Source organism: Pelomonas sp. V22 (assembly GCF_030014915.1).
GTDB lineage: Bacteria > Pseudomonadota > Gammaproteobacteria > Burkholderiales > Burkholderiaceae_C > JAUASW01.
Map to the genome: position 1 here is coordinate 504,480 of NZ_JAGIXS010000001.1, position 14,835 is coordinate 519,314.

General features: G+C 69.1%; 13 protein-coding genes and 1 pseudogene. 12 read left to right on the top strand and 2 right to left on the bottom strand.

Going from position 1 to position 14,835, the window contains the following annotated elements; translation table 11 throughout:
* Nucleotides 1–150 precede the first annotated feature (150 nt).
* The 8 genes from J7U46_RS02230 to J7U46_RS02265 all read left to right on the top strand — a co-directional run bounded on the left by J7U46_RS02230 (nucleotide 151) and on the right by J7U46_RS02265 (nucleotide 10,611).
* Nucleotides 151–1,128: a peptidylprolyl isomerase gene (locus J7U46_RS02230; RefSeq protein ID WP_282823193.1), complete on the top strand. Its 978-nt coding sequence runs from the start codon at nucleotides 151–153 to the stop codon at nucleotides 1,126–1,128.
* Nucleotides 1,129–1,192: 64 nt separating this feature from the next.
* On the top strand, nucleotides 1,193–3,145 hold the full coding sequence (locus J7U46_RS02235; RefSeq protein WP_282823194.1) for a DUF1631 family protein: 1,953 nt from the start codon (nucleotides 1,193–1,195) through the stop codon (nucleotides 3,143–3,145).
* A gap of 112 nt (nucleotides 3,146–3,257) precedes the next feature.
* Complete coding sequence (locus J7U46_RS02240) at nucleotides 3,258–4,199, top strand: hypothetical protein (RefSeq protein ID WP_282823195.1); 942 nt, start codon at nucleotides 3,258–3,260, stop codon at nucleotides 4,197–4,199.
* Between the two features lie 34 nt (nucleotides 4,200–4,233).
* Nucleotides 4,234–5,016, top strand: coding sequence for a sulfurtransferase (locus tag J7U46_RS02245; RefSeq protein WP_282823196.1), 783 nt, complete (start codon nucleotides 4,234–4,236; stop codon nucleotides 5,014–5,016).
* On the top strand, nucleotides 5,013–5,987 hold the full coding sequence (locus J7U46_RS02250) for an alpha/beta hydrolase (protein WP_282823197.1): 975 nt from the start codon (nucleotides 5,013–5,015) through the stop codon (nucleotides 5,985–5,987). Before J7U46_RS02245 ends, J7U46_RS02250 begins: the two co-directional genes overlap by 4 nt.
* A 60-nt stretch (nucleotides 5,988–6,047) precedes the next feature.
* Nucleotides 6,048–7,214, top strand: coding sequence for an efflux RND transporter periplasmic adaptor subunit (locus tag J7U46_RS02255; RefSeq protein ID WP_282823198.1), 1,167 nt, complete (start codon nucleotides 6,048–6,050; stop codon nucleotides 7,212–7,214).
* On the top strand, nucleotides 7,211–9,226 hold the full coding sequence (locus tag J7U46_RS02260; RefSeq protein WP_282823199.1) for an ATP-binding cassette domain-containing protein: 2,016 nt from the start codon (nucleotides 7,211–7,213) through the stop codon (nucleotides 9,224–9,226). Before J7U46_RS02255 ends, J7U46_RS02260 begins: the two co-directional genes overlap by 4 nt.
* Before the next feature lie 5 nt (nucleotides 9,227–9,231).
* Nucleotides 9,232–10,611 carry a TolC family protein gene (locus tag J7U46_RS02265; protein ID WP_282823200.1) on the top strand — a complete coding sequence of 460 codons (1,380 nt, stop codon included), beginning with the start codon at nucleotides 9,232–9,234 and terminating at the stop codon, nucleotides 10,609–10,611.
* 6 nt (nucleotides 10,612–10,617) lie between these two features.
* Here J7U46_RS02265 and J7U46_RS02270 read toward each other — a convergent pair whose 3' ends face one another.
* Nucleotides 10,618–11,340, bottom strand: a complete 723-nt coding sequence (locus J7U46_RS02270) for a DUF599 domain-containing protein (protein ID WP_282823201.1) — start codon at nucleotides 11,338–11,340, stop codon at nucleotides 10,618–10,620.
* Between the two features lie 10 nt (nucleotides 11,341–11,350).
* Nucleotides 11,351–12,085: a pirin family protein gene (locus J7U46_RS02275; protein WP_282823202.1), complete on the bottom strand. Its 735-nt coding sequence runs from the start codon at nucleotides 12,083–12,085 to the stop codon at nucleotides 11,351–11,353.
* A gap of 98 nt (nucleotides 12,086–12,183) precedes the next feature.
* On the opposite strand from J7U46_RS02275, the gene J7U46_RS02280 reads away from it, so the two are divergent.
* The 4 genes and pseudogenes from J7U46_RS02280 to J7U46_RS02295 all read left to right on the top strand — a co-directional run bounded on the left by J7U46_RS02280 (nucleotide 12,184) and on the right by J7U46_RS02295 (nucleotide 14,796).
* A complete protein-coding gene (locus tag J7U46_RS02280) occupies nucleotides 12,184–13,155 on the top strand; it encodes a LysR family transcriptional regulator (RefSeq protein WP_282823203.1) in 972 nt (323 codons plus the stop codon).
* Nucleotides 13,155–14,045: a tRNA glutamyl-Q(34) synthetase GluQRS gene (gene gluQRS / locus J7U46_RS02285; RefSeq protein WP_282823204.1), complete on the top strand. Its 891-nt coding sequence runs from the start codon at nucleotides 13,155–13,157 to the stop codon at nucleotides 14,043–14,045. The genes J7U46_RS02280 and gluQRS overlap by 1 nt, the downstream gene beginning before the upstream one ends.
* Before the next feature lie 28 nt (nucleotides 14,046–14,073).
* A pseudogene (locus J7U46_RS02290) lies at nucleotides 14,074–14,418 on the top strand (FKBP-type peptidyl-prolyl cis-trans isomerase); the annotation flags it as partial.
* 30 nt (nucleotides 14,419–14,448) lie between these two features.
* Nucleotides 14,449–14,796, top strand: a complete 348-nt coding sequence (locus tag J7U46_RS02295) for an FKBP-type peptidyl-prolyl cis-trans isomerase (protein ID WP_282824937.1) — start codon at nucleotides 14,449–14,451, stop codon at nucleotides 14,794–14,796.
* The last annotated feature ends 39 nt before the right edge of the window (nucleotides 14,797–14,835 follow it).

The window sequence follows — 14,835 nt, forward strand, 5'->3', positions numbered from 1 at the left end:
TAGCGGGGTCGGCCGTCTCGCCGAACGCCAATCGCACAGGCTACGCACGAACCCGTAGTGCGGTCCGGGCGAGCTTCGCGCACGCTATGCTGACGCCCACCAAGATTCCAACCGTCAGCAGCCCCTGCTGACCGCCCGATTGAACGCCCGATGACCAAGCCCTTCCTGACCCTGTGCGCTGCCGCCGTGCTGGCGCTCTGCACCTTCTCCACCCTCACCGCTCACGCGGCCAAGCCCGCCAAGAAACCCGCTACCAAGACGGCCGCCAAGGCACCTGCCAAGGCCGCCGCCCCCGCCGCCAAGCAACCCAGCAGCGCCGAAGTGCTGGCGGCCGCGTCAGCCAGCGACTGGCGCGACGTCGCGCTCGACAAGTCCCTGCTGATGGAGCTGGCCTCGGGCCCGGTGGTGATCGAGCTGGCCGATGAATTTGCGCCCAAGCATGCGCAGAACATCGCCGCCCTGGTGCGTGCCGGCTACTTCGACCAACTAGCCATCATCCGCGTGCAGGACAACTACGTCACCCAATGGGGCGACGCCGAGGAGGAGCCCGGCAAGGCCCGGGCCAAGCCCGAGAGCCTGGTCAAGGCGCCGGTGGAATTCGACCGCGCGCTCAAGGGCCTCAACTTCACCAAGCTGCCCGATGCCGACGAATGGGCGCCGCAGGCCGGCTTCGTCAATGGCTGGCCGGTGGCCGCCAACCCCAAGACCGGCCGCGCCTGGCTGACGCACTGCTACGGCATGGTCGGCGCAGCGCGCGGCAACGAGCCCGACTCCAGCGACGGCAGCGGCCTCTACACCGTGATCGGCCATGCGCCGCGCGCGCTGGACCTCAACATCACCACCGTGGGCCGCGTGGTGCTGGGCATGGAGCGCCTCTCCGCCCTGCCGCGCGGCACCGGCACGCTCGGCTTCTACGAGAAGCCCGAGGAGCGCACGGCCATCCAACGCGTACGCATGCTGGCCGATGTGCCCGAGGCCGAGCGGCCCAAGCTGCAGATCCTGCGCACCGACACCGAAACCTTCCGTCGCTGGCTGGATTCACGCCGCCACCGCAGCGGCTGGTTCGTCCACAGCCCCGAGCGCGTGGACTTGTGCAGCGCCCTGCCGCCGTCGCGACGACTGCCCTGACCCACCCGCACCACCGGCCTCCGATCTGAGCAGTCCCCCCACCAAGCCGTACGGATCAAAGCCCATGCTGGAACGCCATCTGCAAGCGCTGGAAGCCCAACTGCCCGAGCTCTGCCGAGCGCTGGTCGATACCACCGAGAAACGCTTGCGCGAGGGCTCGCCACGAGACAGCGATGACACGACAAGGGCGGCGCTGAACGCCTGGCGCAGCCAGCAGCAGGCACTGGAGCCGCTGCTGCTGGCGGGCTTTCGGGGAGCACTTCGGCCCGTGGCCGCGCCGGTGCTGAAGGAACGGCCGGTGGTGCTCGACATCGACCAGCTGACCCTGGTCGACGAAGACCAGGCCGACCAGGCCATCGAGATCTCCCGCGTCATCCAGCAGATCGAGTCGCGCGCCGAATGGGAGCTGCGCGAACTCAGCCAGCTGGCCGCCAAGCTGGAGGGCGAAGGCAGCCTGCAGCCGGCGGCCTTTGCCCGCGCGCTCAGCGAGGCCACGGCCGGCCTCGGCACAGACAGGGCAAGCCGCGCGCTGTGCGTCTCGGCGGCAGCGGCCGAACTGGCCGAGGCGCTGCGCGACCTGGCCCACCAGGCCAGCCAGCGCCTGCGCGCCTGGGGCCTGGAGCCGGCCGGCTTTGCCGCCATCCTGCCCGAGGAGCGCGTGGTCGAGGACATCGACGTCAGCCGCAGCGGCGCCCTGCTCGATCTGCGCGAGCGCATGCACGCCAACGATCCGGCCCATACCCCGGCCAGCGACCACGACCAGACGGCCGAGCTCTTGAGCCAGCTGTTCATGCAGATCATGGCCGACCCCGACCTGGAGCCGCAGGTCAAGGAAACCATCTGCCGTCTGCAGGCCAGCGTGCTGCGGCTGGCGGTGGACGAGCCTGGCCTGCTCGGCTCGGACCAGCATCCGACCTGGGCCTTGATCAACCAGATCGCAGACCATGCCGGCGACCATCCGCTGTCCAGCGACCCGCGCGGTGGGCAATTCCTCGCCTTCGTCGAGCAACTGGTGGACCGCCTGAACCGGCCTGGCGCCGGGGCCGTGGCCGACTTCAGCCAAGCGCTCACCGAGGTGCGCGGCTTCATCCAGCAAGAGCAGGAAGACGAGCTGCAGGCCTCGGTCTTCGCGCGCCTCGCACTGTCCAAGCAGGAGCGCCATGACGAGCTGCTGCCGCTGCTGCGCCAACAGGTGCTGGAGCAGGCCCAGGCCTCGCACCACTTGAGCCCGCTTTTGTTCGAATTCCTGCTCGGCCCCTGGAGCGAGGCGCTGACGCGCGCCGTGCTCGAACAGGGCGAAGCGTGCGAGCTCACCCAGGATCTGCTGGACTGCGTCGAGGCGCTGCTGGCTTCGCTGGAGCCCACCCACAATGACACCGAGCGCAATGCCTTGCGCCAGCGCCTGCCGGCCCTGATCAAGCAGCTTCAGCGCGGCATGGACCTGATCGAGCTGCCGCCGGCTGACCGTGCGCCGGTGCTGGACGAGCTGATGCAAGTCCACCGCGAGCGCACCCGCCTGGCCGCGCCGGTACAGCCCCCGGTTGCGGTGGCCGCCATGGCGCCTGCACCGGTGGCGCCCCTGGCTGCGGCCATGCCCGGCCTCAAGCCGGTGGACCAGCTCAGCGAAGATCAGCTGATGGACGAGCTGCTGCCGCCCGAGACCGATGCCGACCAATGGGGCAGCCAGGAAACCAGCATCGCCGCCCTGCCCACGGTCCACATGGGACTCGACGACGAGACCGGTCCCTTGGTAGCCGCCGCACGCTGGACCGAGCAGTTGCAGCCGGGCACGCGGTGCAAGCTCTTCCTGCAGGGCCAGTGGACCAGCGCCCAGTTGCTCTGGCGCAGCGACAACGGCGGCTTCTACATGTTCACCAGCCAGTTGGCCGGCGGCCAGCATTCGATGACACGCCGGGCACTGGAGCGGCTGCGCGCCGAAGGCCTGGCCACCGACCTGGCTGGTAGCAGCCTGATGCAACGTGCCGTCACCGGCATGCTGCACAGGATGGTGCGCTGACACCTCGACCGGCAGTCCCGCCAGGACCAATGGCAGGGAGGCCTGCGCTGGCTATAGTGCGGCGCACCCGAACAGAGCCTGGAGGCCGCGAATGCGAGGATGGACGCTTGTCATGGGGCTGAGTGCCTTGATGGCATGGGCCGAGCCGGTACTCGGCCAGGAGCTGCGGCCACAGCTTTTTGCGCCCGGCATCATCTCCACCGGGGACGACGAATGGGGTTTCGCCATGAGCCCGGACGGCCGCAGCGTCTGGTTCAACAAGGCCGACCGGGGCTACCGCTACCAGGCCATTCTTGAGTCCCGACGGGGCAGCGACGGGCGTTGGAGCGAACCCGAGGTGGCCTCCTTCTCCGGCCGCTGGCGCGACATCGATCCGGCGCTGAGCCCCGATGGCAAACGCCTGGTCTTCGCTTCGCGGCGTCCCCTGCGTGAAGGCGAGCCAGCCCGCGAGGATTTCGATCTCTGGGCGGTGGACCGCCTCCCCGACGGCAGCTGGAGCGCGCCGTGGCACCTGGGCCCGCGCGTCAACAGCAGCGGTTCGGAGACCAACAGTTCCATCGCCGCTGATGGCAGCCTGTATTTCGCCGCCAACGGCCGCCCCGGCACCTCACCCCAATTGCGCACGCTGTACCGGTCGCGTCTCGGGGCTGACGGCTACGCAGAGCCCGAGCCCCTGCCGGCTCCGATCAACAGCGGCCATGACGAGTCCAACCACTGGATCGCGCCGGACCAGAGCCACCTGATCTTCCTGTCCAGCCGGCCGGGCGGTCACGGGCAGGCGGACCTCTACATCAGCTTCCGGAATGGCGAACGCTGGAGCAGCCCGCGCAATCTGGGGCCCAGCATCAACCGCGCGGGCAGCAGCGGCGCATTCACGCCCTTCGTGAGCGCCGACGGCGGCACGCTCTATTTCGCCGACCGCATTTCCAGCCAGTTCGACAGCCCGCCACTGCGGCCCTTGAGGCATGAAGAGATTCAGCGTCGCCTGCGCGCCCCTGGCAACGGCAATGGCGACATCTACGTCGTGCCCTGGTCCGCGGCAGCCTATCGCTGAGGGCGGCGGCCCGAGGATCCGTAAAATTCGGCCCATGCAAGAAGCTCAGGTCCTCAACATCTCCTCCTACAAGTTCGTCGCCCTGCCCGACTGCGCGGCGCTGCGCGAACTGCTCTACCAGCGCGCACTCGCCCTCGGCCTCAAGGGCACGGTGCTGCTGGCTGAAGAAGGCATCAACCTGTTCCTCGCGGGCACAGCCGAGGCGGTACGCGGCTGGGTGGCGCAGTTGAAGCAGGACCCGCGCTTTGCCGACCTCGATCCCAAGGAGAGCTGGAGCGAGGCCGTGCCGTTCAAGAAGCTGCTGGTCAAGGTCAAGGGCGAGATCATCCGCATGAACATGCCCACGGTGCGGCCCGACCAGGCCGAGCGCCCGCCAGCCGTGACGCCGGAGACGCTGTCGCGCTGGCTCGACCAGGGCGTGGACGACAGTGGCCGGCCGGTCGTGATGCTGGACACGCGCAATGACTTCGAGGTGGACTACGGCACGTTCGACAAGGCCATCGACTGGCGCATCAAGAAGTTCACCGAGTTCCCTGGCGCCCTGGCCGAGCACCGGGAGGAGCTGCGCGGCAAGACCGTGGTCAGCTTCTGCACCGGCGGCATCCGCTGTGAGAAAGCGGCCATCGTGCTGGAACAGCAAGGGCTCGATACGCCCATCTACCAGCTGGAAGGCGGCATCCTGCGCTACTTCGAACTGGCCGGCGGCAAGCATTACCACGGCAGCTGCTTCGTGTTCGACCAGCGCGAGGCCCTGGACGCCGGGCTGCGCACCCCTGAAGCGCTGGTGAGGCCGGACAGCGAAGCGCACCGCGCATGAAGTCAGGCCTGCTGCTGCGCGCGCTGGGCCTGCTGCTCATGGGCCTGTCGATCTCGGCGGCGGCCTTTTATGCGCCCGAGCGCTCGCTGCAGAGCCTGATCGCCAACTGGGCGCCCGCACCCTCGGACTTCATCGAGCTGCCGAACCCATCGTCCAGCCAGCTGATTCACCTGCGCGATCAAGGGCCGCGCGAAGACCCGCTGCCCATCGTGCTGATCCACGGCACCTCGGCCAGCCTGCACACCTGGGAAGGCTGGGTGTCAGGTCTTGCCAAGACGCGCCGCGTGATCACGTTCGATCTGCCGGGCTTCGGCCTCACCGGCCCGAGCGCGGATGGCGACTACAGCGACGAAGCCTATGTGCGCACCACGCTTGCCCTGCTCGACCACCTCAAGCTCAAGCAGGTGGTGTTGGGCGGCAACTCACTCGGCGGCCAGGTGGCCTGGGAGACGGCCCTGCTGCATCCACAGCGCGTGGCCGGCCTCGTGCTGGTGGATGCCGGCGGCCTGGCGGTCACGTCCGAATCGGTGCCGATAGGCTTTCGCATCGCGCGCCTGCCCGGCCTGCGCGTGGTGGCCCGCAACCTGCTGCCGCGCAGCCTGATCGAGAGCAGCGTGCGCAATGTCTACGGCGACCCCGCCAAAGTCACGCCGGCCCTGGTGGACCGCTACTTCGAGCTGACCCTGCGCGAAGGCAACCGCGAAGCGCTCGCCCGCCGCATGGACCAGCGCCGCCCCGGCTTCTATGCCGACCGGCTGCATGAGTTGAAGCAGCCCACCCTGATCCTCTGGGGTGGGCGCGATCACCTGATTCCGCCCGGCAACGCCGACGTCTTCGCCCGGCACATCGCCGGCAGCCGCCTGGTGATGTTCGACGCCCTGGGCCATGTGCCCCAGGAGGAAGATCCGGCCGCCACGCTCAAACCGGTACGGGAATTCCTGGACGGCATGACCACCGTTGCCGCGAATTAGAGCGGTTATATTGCCCCGCCGCTGCCGGGCCATCCGGGCCTGCAGCCAAGGGAGAGCGGATTGAACGACAACAAGAAAAACGGCAAGGCACGCGCCAGGCCGGGCCTGCTGCGCCGCTGGCGTGGGCGTCTCATCATCGGCAGCCTGGTGCTGGCCGGCCTCGGCTACTGGGCCTGGAGCAAGCGCCCGGTCGAGCTGCCGCCACCGCCCACCGGCGCCGTGGCCCTGGGTGACGTGAGCCAGATCGTGCAGGCGGCCGGCGTGCTGCAGGCGCAGAGCAAGGTCGACGTCGGCGCCCAGGTCAGCGGCCAGATCCGCAAGATCCATGTGCAGCTGGGTCAGAACATGAAGAAGGGCGAGCTGCTCGTCAGCCTCGACCCCGAACTGGCCCGCAGCGATGTGGCCCAGGCCGAGGCTACGCTCGATCAGCAGCGTGCCCAGCTCGAGAGCAACAAGGTCAGCCTCGCCATGGCCCGCCGCGAGGCCGAGCGCCAGCACCGCCTGCTGGCCGGCAATGCGTCGACGCCCATCGAGGTCGAGCAGGCCGACAACAGCCTGATCCGCATGGAAGCCGACCTGCGCGGCCAGACCGCCAACCTCGCCCGCCTGCAGGCCGACCTCGAAAAGAAGAAGCTCTCGCTCGGCTACGCCAGCATCACCGCGCCCATGGACGGCATGGTGGTGAACCTGCCGATCCAGGAAGGCCAGACGGTGATCGCGGTGCAGACCACGCCGGTGATGATGACGCTCGCCCAGCTGGACCAGATGACGGTGCGCACCCGCGTGCCCGAGGCCGACATCCAGTTGGTGAAACCCGGCCAGTTGGCCCGCTTCAGCACGCTGGCGGGCGATCTGCAGCGCTATGAAGGCAAGGTCCGCGTGGTGCAGCCCATCCCCGAGCGGGTCGGCAATGCGGTCTTCTACAACGTCTTGTTCGAGGTGGACAACAAGGCCCGCAAGCTGTTCTCCGACATGACGGTGCAGGTCGAGATCGTGACCGGCACGGCCAAGCAGGTGCCGCTGCTGCCCATCGCCGCGCTGGGCGAGCGCGATGCCGAGGGCCGCTACACGGTGCAGGTGGTCGATGCAGCGGGCAAGAACCCGCAGCCTCGCAAGATCAAGCTGGGCCTGCAGGACGGCAACAAGGCCGAGATCCGCGAGGGCGTCAAGGTCGGCGAGAAGCTGCTGCTGGCCCCCGTGGGCGGCCCCGGCGGCGCCCCGCCGTGAGCGCCCTGATCGAGCTGGACCAGGTCCAGCGCCACTACAGCATTGGCGACATCGACGTACCGGCCCTGGACGGGCTGTCGCTGCAGATCGAGGCCGGTGAGTTCGTCGCCATCGTCGGCGCCTCGGGCTCGGGCAAGAGCACCTTGATGAACCTGCTCGGCTGCCTGGACCAACCCACGGCCGGGTATTTCAGGCTGGACGGCGTGGACGTGGGTGAGCTGGAGCCTGACGAGCTGGCGCGGCTCAGGCGCGAACATTTCGGCTTCGTGTTCCAGCGCTATCACCTGCTGCCGCATCTCGATGCCGTGGGCAATGTGAGCCTGCCGGCCGTTTATGCCGGCGCGCCGCAGGCCAGCCGGCGCGAGCGGGCCGAGGCCCTGCTGGAGCGCCTGGGCCTGGCCGACCGCAGCCACCACCGGCCGAACGAGCTTTCGGGCGGCCAGCAGCAGCGCGTCTCGATCGCCCGCTCGCTGATGAATGGCGGTCAGATCATCCTCGCGGACGAGCCCACCGGCGCGCTCGACTCGCACAGTGGCGCTGAGCTCTTGCGCCTGCTCTCCGAGCTGCATGGCCGGGGCCACACCATCATCCTCGTGACCCACGACCACAAGGTCGCGGCCCATGCCCGGCGCGTGATCGAGATGAAGGACGGCAAGCTGCTCAGCGACAGCGGCACGCCGCCCGGCCATGTGCCCACCGGCCGCCCCGACACCGAAGGCCCGACGCTGCGCCAGAGCAGCTGGCTGCGCCAGCGCCTGGGTCAATGGGGGGAGGCCCTCAACACCGCCTGGCTCTCGCTCAAGGGCAACCGGCTGCGCAGCGCGCTGAGCATGCTGGGCATCTGCATCGGCATCGCCTCGGTCGTCACCATCGTGGCGCTGTCGGCGGCGGCGCGCGAGAAGGTCGAGTCCAGCCTGCGCGGTTTCATGTCGGGCCGCATCCCGGTCTACCCGGGCAACGACAAGCTGCCGCCCGGCGTGCAGCCCCGCGCCTTCCTCCAATCCGAGCTGGACACGCTGGCCGTGCTGCCGGGGGTCAAGGGCGTGGCGGTCAAGCGCGAGTCGCAGGTCAGCCTGCGTTTCAAGTCCAAGGACGTGCGCGGCAATGCCATTGCCGCCGAGGCCGGCGACCTGGCGGACCGCCGGATGAAGCTGGTCGAGGGCCGCGAGCTCAATGCGCTGGACATCGAGACCATGGCGAGCGTGGTGCTGATCGACGTCGCCACGCGCAAGAACCTGTTCAAGCCCGGCCAGACGGTGATCGGTGCCACGCTGATGGTGGAAAGCATGGCCAGCATGGCGGCCGGCCGCGGCATGAGCGACCCCAACAAGCCGCTCGGCGTGGCGCCGCTGCCGATGACCGTGGTGGGCGTCGTGGACAAGACCAATGGCAGCGAGTTCGGCAGCTGGGGCAACAAGCTCCTGATGCCGCGCAGCACCTACACCCGCAAGCTGGACAGCAGCACCGACATCCCTTCGTTCGACGTGCTGCTCGACAACAAGCTGCCGCCGGCCGAGGTCAGCGCCCAGGTCAAGCACCGGCTGCGCGCCCTGCATGGCCAGGAGGACTTCGGCATCCAGAACCTGGACGCCGAGTTCCGCGAGTTCCAGTCGGTCACCGGTGCGATCTCCCTCGTGTTCGCCGGCATAGGCGCCATCGCCCTCCTGGTGGGCGGCGTGGGCGTGATGAACATCATGCTGGTCTCGGTGTCCGAGCGAACCCGCGAGATCGGCATCCGCATGGCCGTGGGCGCACGCCAGGGCGATGTGCGGCTGCAGTTCCTGATCGAGGCCGTGCTGCTGTGCTGCCTCGGTGGCTTCGCCGGCCTCGTGCTCAGCTGGCTCGGCGCCCAGGCCATCAATGCGGCGCAGAAGCAGCTGGTCGTCACCATCTCCTGGCAGGCCTTGGGCCTCGCCTTCGGCATCTCCAGCCTCGTCGGCCTGGTGTTCGGCACGCTGCCGGCCCGCCGTGCCGCCGCCCTCAGCCCTGTCGACGCGCTGGCCCGCGAATGAATGCCATGAAGATTCCGCTCCCCCTTGGTCTCACGCTGGGCACCCTGTGCCTGCTGGCCGGCTGCAGCGCGCCGCTGATCAAGCCCGGCGAAGCACCGCAGGACCCGCAAGCCCTGCCTTCGCAATGGAGCACCCCGCTTGCCAAGGCCGCACCCATGGCCGTGGTGCGCGATGCCCAGCTTGCGGCGCTGCAAGAGCAGGCCCTCGCGAACAACCGCGACCAGCGGCTCACGGCGATGCGCTTGCGCGACGCACTGGCCCAGGCTCGGGTGGACGGCCAGCGGCTGTCGGTCCAGGCCAGCCTCAGCGCCTCGCGCAGCGAGAGCCGCCAGCTCGGTGGCGCGGGCCTGGCCGATGGCGTCGCGCGCAGCCACAGCTTCAGCGCCATGGCCGGCTACGAGGTCGACCTGTGGGGCCGCCTCGCCATGAGCGATCGCCTGCGCGAACGCCAGCTGGAAGCCCAGCAAGCCGACCAGCAGGCGGCCCGCGCCCTGCTGCTGGCCCAGATCGCCTCGCGCCATTGGCAGCTCGGCAGCCTGGCCTCACAAAAGCCCTTGCAGGACCAGATCCTGGCCCAGGCCGAGGAGGCACTCGCGATCACCAAGCTGCGCGTCAAGGAGGGCAAGCTGCTGCCCATCGAGGTGGACCGTGCCGCCGCCAGCGTGCAGTCGGCGCGCCTGCGCCGCTCCGACCTGGATCACGAGCTGCTGCAACAGCATCAGCAACTGGCCCTGCTGCTCGACCAGATGCCCGTTGGCGTGGTCGAGCAGGCCCATGCCGGGCCGCCGCTGGAGGCGCCGGCACCGCTCGCCCTCGGCACGCCGGCCGAGGTGCTGGAGCAGCGTGTCGACGTGCGCCGCGCGCGCCTGGCGGTCGATGCGGCCCTCGTGCACCTGCGGCTCAGCCAGACCACGCGCTATCCCTCGCTGCAGCTGAGCGGCGGCATCTCAAGCGGCAGCGCTGACTGGCGACGCTGGCTGGACCAGCCCCTCGCCTCGCTGGCCGCCAGCCTGGTCGTTCCCCTCGTGGACTGGCCACGCCTGGACCTGCAGCGCCAGCTGGCCCGCAGCGAGCTCGATCAGGCTGCCATCGCCCTGCGCGACACGGTCCACAAGGCCTTGGTCGAAATCGAGAGCCGGCTGATCGATACGCAGCGCGCCGGGGAGCAGGAATCCGCCGTGCGCCAGCGCCTGGATGAAGCCCGCCAGGCCGAACAGATCGCGGCGCTGAAGCTGGAGCTGGGCCTGATCAACCGTCTGGACTGGCTGCAGGCCCGCAACGCGCGGCTGTCGAGCGAGCAGGAGCTGCAGCAGCTGCGGCTGCGCCAGTGGCAACTGCATGCCGAGCTGTGCGCTTCGCTGGGCTTGGAACTGCGAGCCCAGTAGCTGCCATCAGGCGGATGGTTCGTCCTTCAACACCGCCAGCACATCCGAGCGGAACTCGCGCGAGTAGAGGATGCTGATCACGGCCACGGTGCCGCCCATGAAAGCCCAGGGCGAGAAGAACCAGCTCACCGCCGCGAAGGCGAAGTAGTAGGCGCGCAGGCCGTCGTTGAAGGTCTCGGCCGCCATGCCCATCAGGCGGCCGGCGCGGTCGGCAAAGGCTTCGCGGGCCGCGTCGCCCTGTTCGGCAAAACGCTCGAAGTCGGGCGCGGCCGCCACCAGCAGCGCGCCGAAGGTGTACTGGCGCATGCTCCAGGTGAAGCGGAAGAAGGCGTAGACGAAGATGGCAGCCAACAGGGCCAGCTTGAGGTCGAACACCAGGGCCGAGGTGCGGGCCGCGAAAGGCAGCTCGCGCACCAGCTCGGTGGCCTTCTCGCTCGCGCCCATGGCGGCCAGCAGGCCGCCGATGATCAGGATGGTGGTGGAGGCGAAGAAGGACGGGCTGGTCGAGAGGTTCTGCACCACCACGCCATCGATCACCCGCACCTCGCGGTAGGTGACCTGCAGCATCCAACGCCGGCGCTCGCGGTTGGTGGCCACCAGCAGCGAACCCTTGGACACCGACCAGCGTTTGGCCAGCGTGGCATAGCCCACCCAGCCCACGAAGAACAGCAGCAAGGCTGCCCAATCGGTGGCGGGCAGGGAGGTGAGGAGGGTGCGCAGGCTGTCCATGCCCTCCAGTTTAGGGGGCCAGATCGAACACCAGCAGCTCAGCGCCTTCGCCTTGCTCGATCTTCACCGATGCTTGCTCCTTCATCTGCAAAGCGTCGCCCGCCTTCAGCAACTGGCCGTTGACCACGGCCTGACCGCGCACCTGATGCACATAGGCCAGGCGACCGGCAGCGAGCGGCAGCTCGGCCGATTCGCTGCCATCGAACAGGCCGGCATAGAGCCGCGCATCGGCATGGATGGCCACGGCACCCTCGGCCGCATCGCCCGAGGCCACCAGGGCCAGGCGGCCACGCTTGTCGGCCTCGCTGTAATGGCGCTGCTCGTAGCCGGGCTTCACGCCGAGCTGGTTGGGCTGGATCCAGATCTGCAGGAAGTGCGTGTTCTGGCCCTGGGCGTTGTTGAACTCGCTGTGCATCACGCCGGTGCCGGCGCTCATGCGCTGCACGTCGCCGGGCTTGATCACGCCCGAGTGTTTGCCAAGTTCGGCACCACCCGCCTGGCCATTGCCCATCGAGTCCTTGTGGGCCAGTTCGCCGTCCAGCACATAGCTGATGATTTCCATGTCGCGATGGCCATGCGTGCCGAAGCCGGTGCCCGGGGCGATGCGGTCTTCGTTGATCACGCGCAGCGGCCCGAAGCCCATGCGGCGCGGGTTGTAGTACTCGGCGAACGAGAAGCTGTGGAAGGACTTCAGCCAGCCATGGTCGGCATGGCCGCGGTCGCAGGACTTGATCAGTTCCATCATGGTGTTGCTCTCCTTGTGTCGATGGAAAGACTGTAGGACCGAGGGTCGCTCTTGTGTCCCGGCGCGGCTTGAAGCCATCGTTCAAATATCATGAAGCCATGGCCCAAACCGACAAACGCAATGTGCTGACGCCCGAGGCGCTGGCCATGATGGACAGCATTGCCCGCACCGGCAGTTTTGCCGCCGCCGCCCGGGAGATGGGCAAGGTGCCGTCCGCCCTCACCTACAGCGTGCGCCAGCTGGAGGATGCGCTCGACGTGCTGCTGTTCGACCGCCGTTCGCGCCAGGCCCAGCTGACGGCCGCCGGCCAGGAGCTGCTCAGCGAAGGCCGGCGCCTGCTGCAGGAGATCGATGCCGTGGCCAACCGCGTGCGCCGCGTGGCCACCGGCTGGGAAACCGAGCTGACCATTGCGGTGGACGATGCCCTCGCGCGCCGGGCGCTGTTCGAGCTGTTCGAGAGCTTTTACCAGCTCGAAGGCGGCGAGCATGGCGAGGGCCCGCCGACCCGGCTCAAGCTGCGCACGGAGGTGCTGTCGGGCACCTGGGAAGCCCTGGTCTCGGGCCAGGCCGACCTGGCCATAGGCACGCCGCCGCAACTGCCCGGCAGCGCCGTGCAATGCGAGCCGCTGGGCGAGCTGGAGCTGCTGTTCTGCGTGGCGCCTCACCATCCCTTGGCCAAGGCCGAGGAGCCGCTCGCCGCCAGCACCGTGGCCGCCCACCGCGTGATCGCCGTGGCCGACACGGCGCGCCAGCTCACGCCCATCACCGCCGGCATCGTGCCGGGGCAGGATGTGCTGACCGTGCCCTCGATGGCAGTCAAGCTCGAATGCCTGCTGCGGGGCCTGGGCTGCGGTGGCATCCCGGCCAGCATGGCGCGCCGCCATCTGGAGGCCGGCCGCCTGGTCCAGAAAGCCACCTACCAGGGCCGTCGCACCGCCACCCTGCACTACGCCTGGCGCGACAGCGGCAACCAGCAGCCCGGCAAGGCCCTGGCCTGGTGGCTGGAACGCCTGAAGAGCCCCGCCACGCGCCGCGCCCTGCTGGAGCAGCACGAGGGGCTGCTGCTCTGATGTCCAGCGACCGCAGCTGCTACGTCGGCCGGTTCGCGCCCTCCCCGACTGGCCCCCTGCATGCCGGCTCGCTGGTCGCGGCCCTGGCCAGCTGGCTCGATGCGCGCGCCCACGGCGGCCGCTGGCTGGTCCGCATCGAGGACGTGGATGGCCCGCGCTGCGTGGCCGGTGCCGATCACCTGATCCTGCAGCAACTCGCCGCCTGCGGCCTGCTGCCCGATGGGGAGCCGGTCTGGCAATCGCAGCGTTGCGCGCCCTACGAGCAGGCGCTGGAACAGCTGCAGGCTGCGGGCCTAGCCTACGGCTGCGCCTGCACCCGCGCCGACATTGCACGTGCCCAGGAAGCTGCCGGCCAGGTTCAGCAAAGGCATGGCGAGCTGGTCTATCCCGGCACCTGCCGCGCCGGCTTGAACGGCCGCCCGGCGCGGGCCTGGCGCCTTTCGACCGAGAACAGCGGCAGGATCGAATGGACAGACCGGCGCCTCGGCGCGCAGACGCAAGACCTGGAACGCGAGGTCGGCGATTTCGTGCTGAAGCGCGCCGACGGCCTCTGGGCCTACCAGCTCGCCGTGGTGGTGGACGACGCCCTGCAAGGCGTCACCGACGTGGTGCGCGGCGAAGACCTGGCCGACAACACGCCGCGCCAGCTCTGGCTGCAGCGCCAGCTGGGCCTCGCCGCGCCGCGCTACCTGCACACGCCCCTGGTGCTGGGTGCCAACGGGGAGAAGCTGTCCAAGCAGAACGGCGCGCTGGCACTGGACCTGTCGGACCCGCTGGCCGCGCTGCGCCAGGCGGGCAACACCCTCGGCTTGCAGGCCGAGAGCACGAGCCTACCGGACTGGTTGGCCAAGGCGGTGCAAGCCTGGCGTGGCATGATGCCGGCCTGCTGAATTTCCCTGGAAGAGAAGGACTCCCACCATGAACACCACCGAGAGCGGCTTGCAGTTTGAAGACACGACCGAGGGCAGCGGCGCCGTTGCCAAGTCGGGCCAGGACGTCACCGTGCACTACACCGGCTGGCTCTACAAGGACGGCGAAAAGGGAGCCAAGTTCGACTCCAGCAAGGACCGCAACGATCCCTTCCAGTTCGAGCTCGATGCCGGCATGGTGATCCAGGGCTGGGACGAAGGCGTGCAAGGCATGAAGATCGGCGGCAAGCGCACCCTCATCATCCCGCCGCAGCTGGGCTATGGCGCCCGCGGCGCCGGCGGCGTGATCCCGCCGAACGCCACCTTGCTGTTCGAGGTGGAACTGCTGGGCCTGGCCGGCGGCGATGAAGAGATCTCGCTGGACCTGGCCACGCTGCCGAGCGGCCTGCAGTACCAGGACACCGTGGTGGGCGAAGGCGCCGAGGCCAAGGCCGGCGCCCGCGTCACCGTGCACTACACCGGCTGGCTCTACAAGAACGGCACGCGCGGCAAGAAGTTCGATTCCAGCAAGGACCGCCGCGACCCCTTCCGCTTCAAGCTGGCCGGTGGCGAGGTCATCAAGGGCTGGGACGAGGGCGTGCAGGGCATGAAGATCGGCGGCACGCGCATGCTGGTGATCCCCTCGGAGCTGGGCTATGGCGCGCGCGGCGCGGGCGGCGTGATCCCGCCAAACGCCACGCTGCTGTTCGAGGTGGAGCTGCTGGCCGTCTGATAGCCGGCTAGCAACAACCCAGGGGCCGCGAGGCCCCTT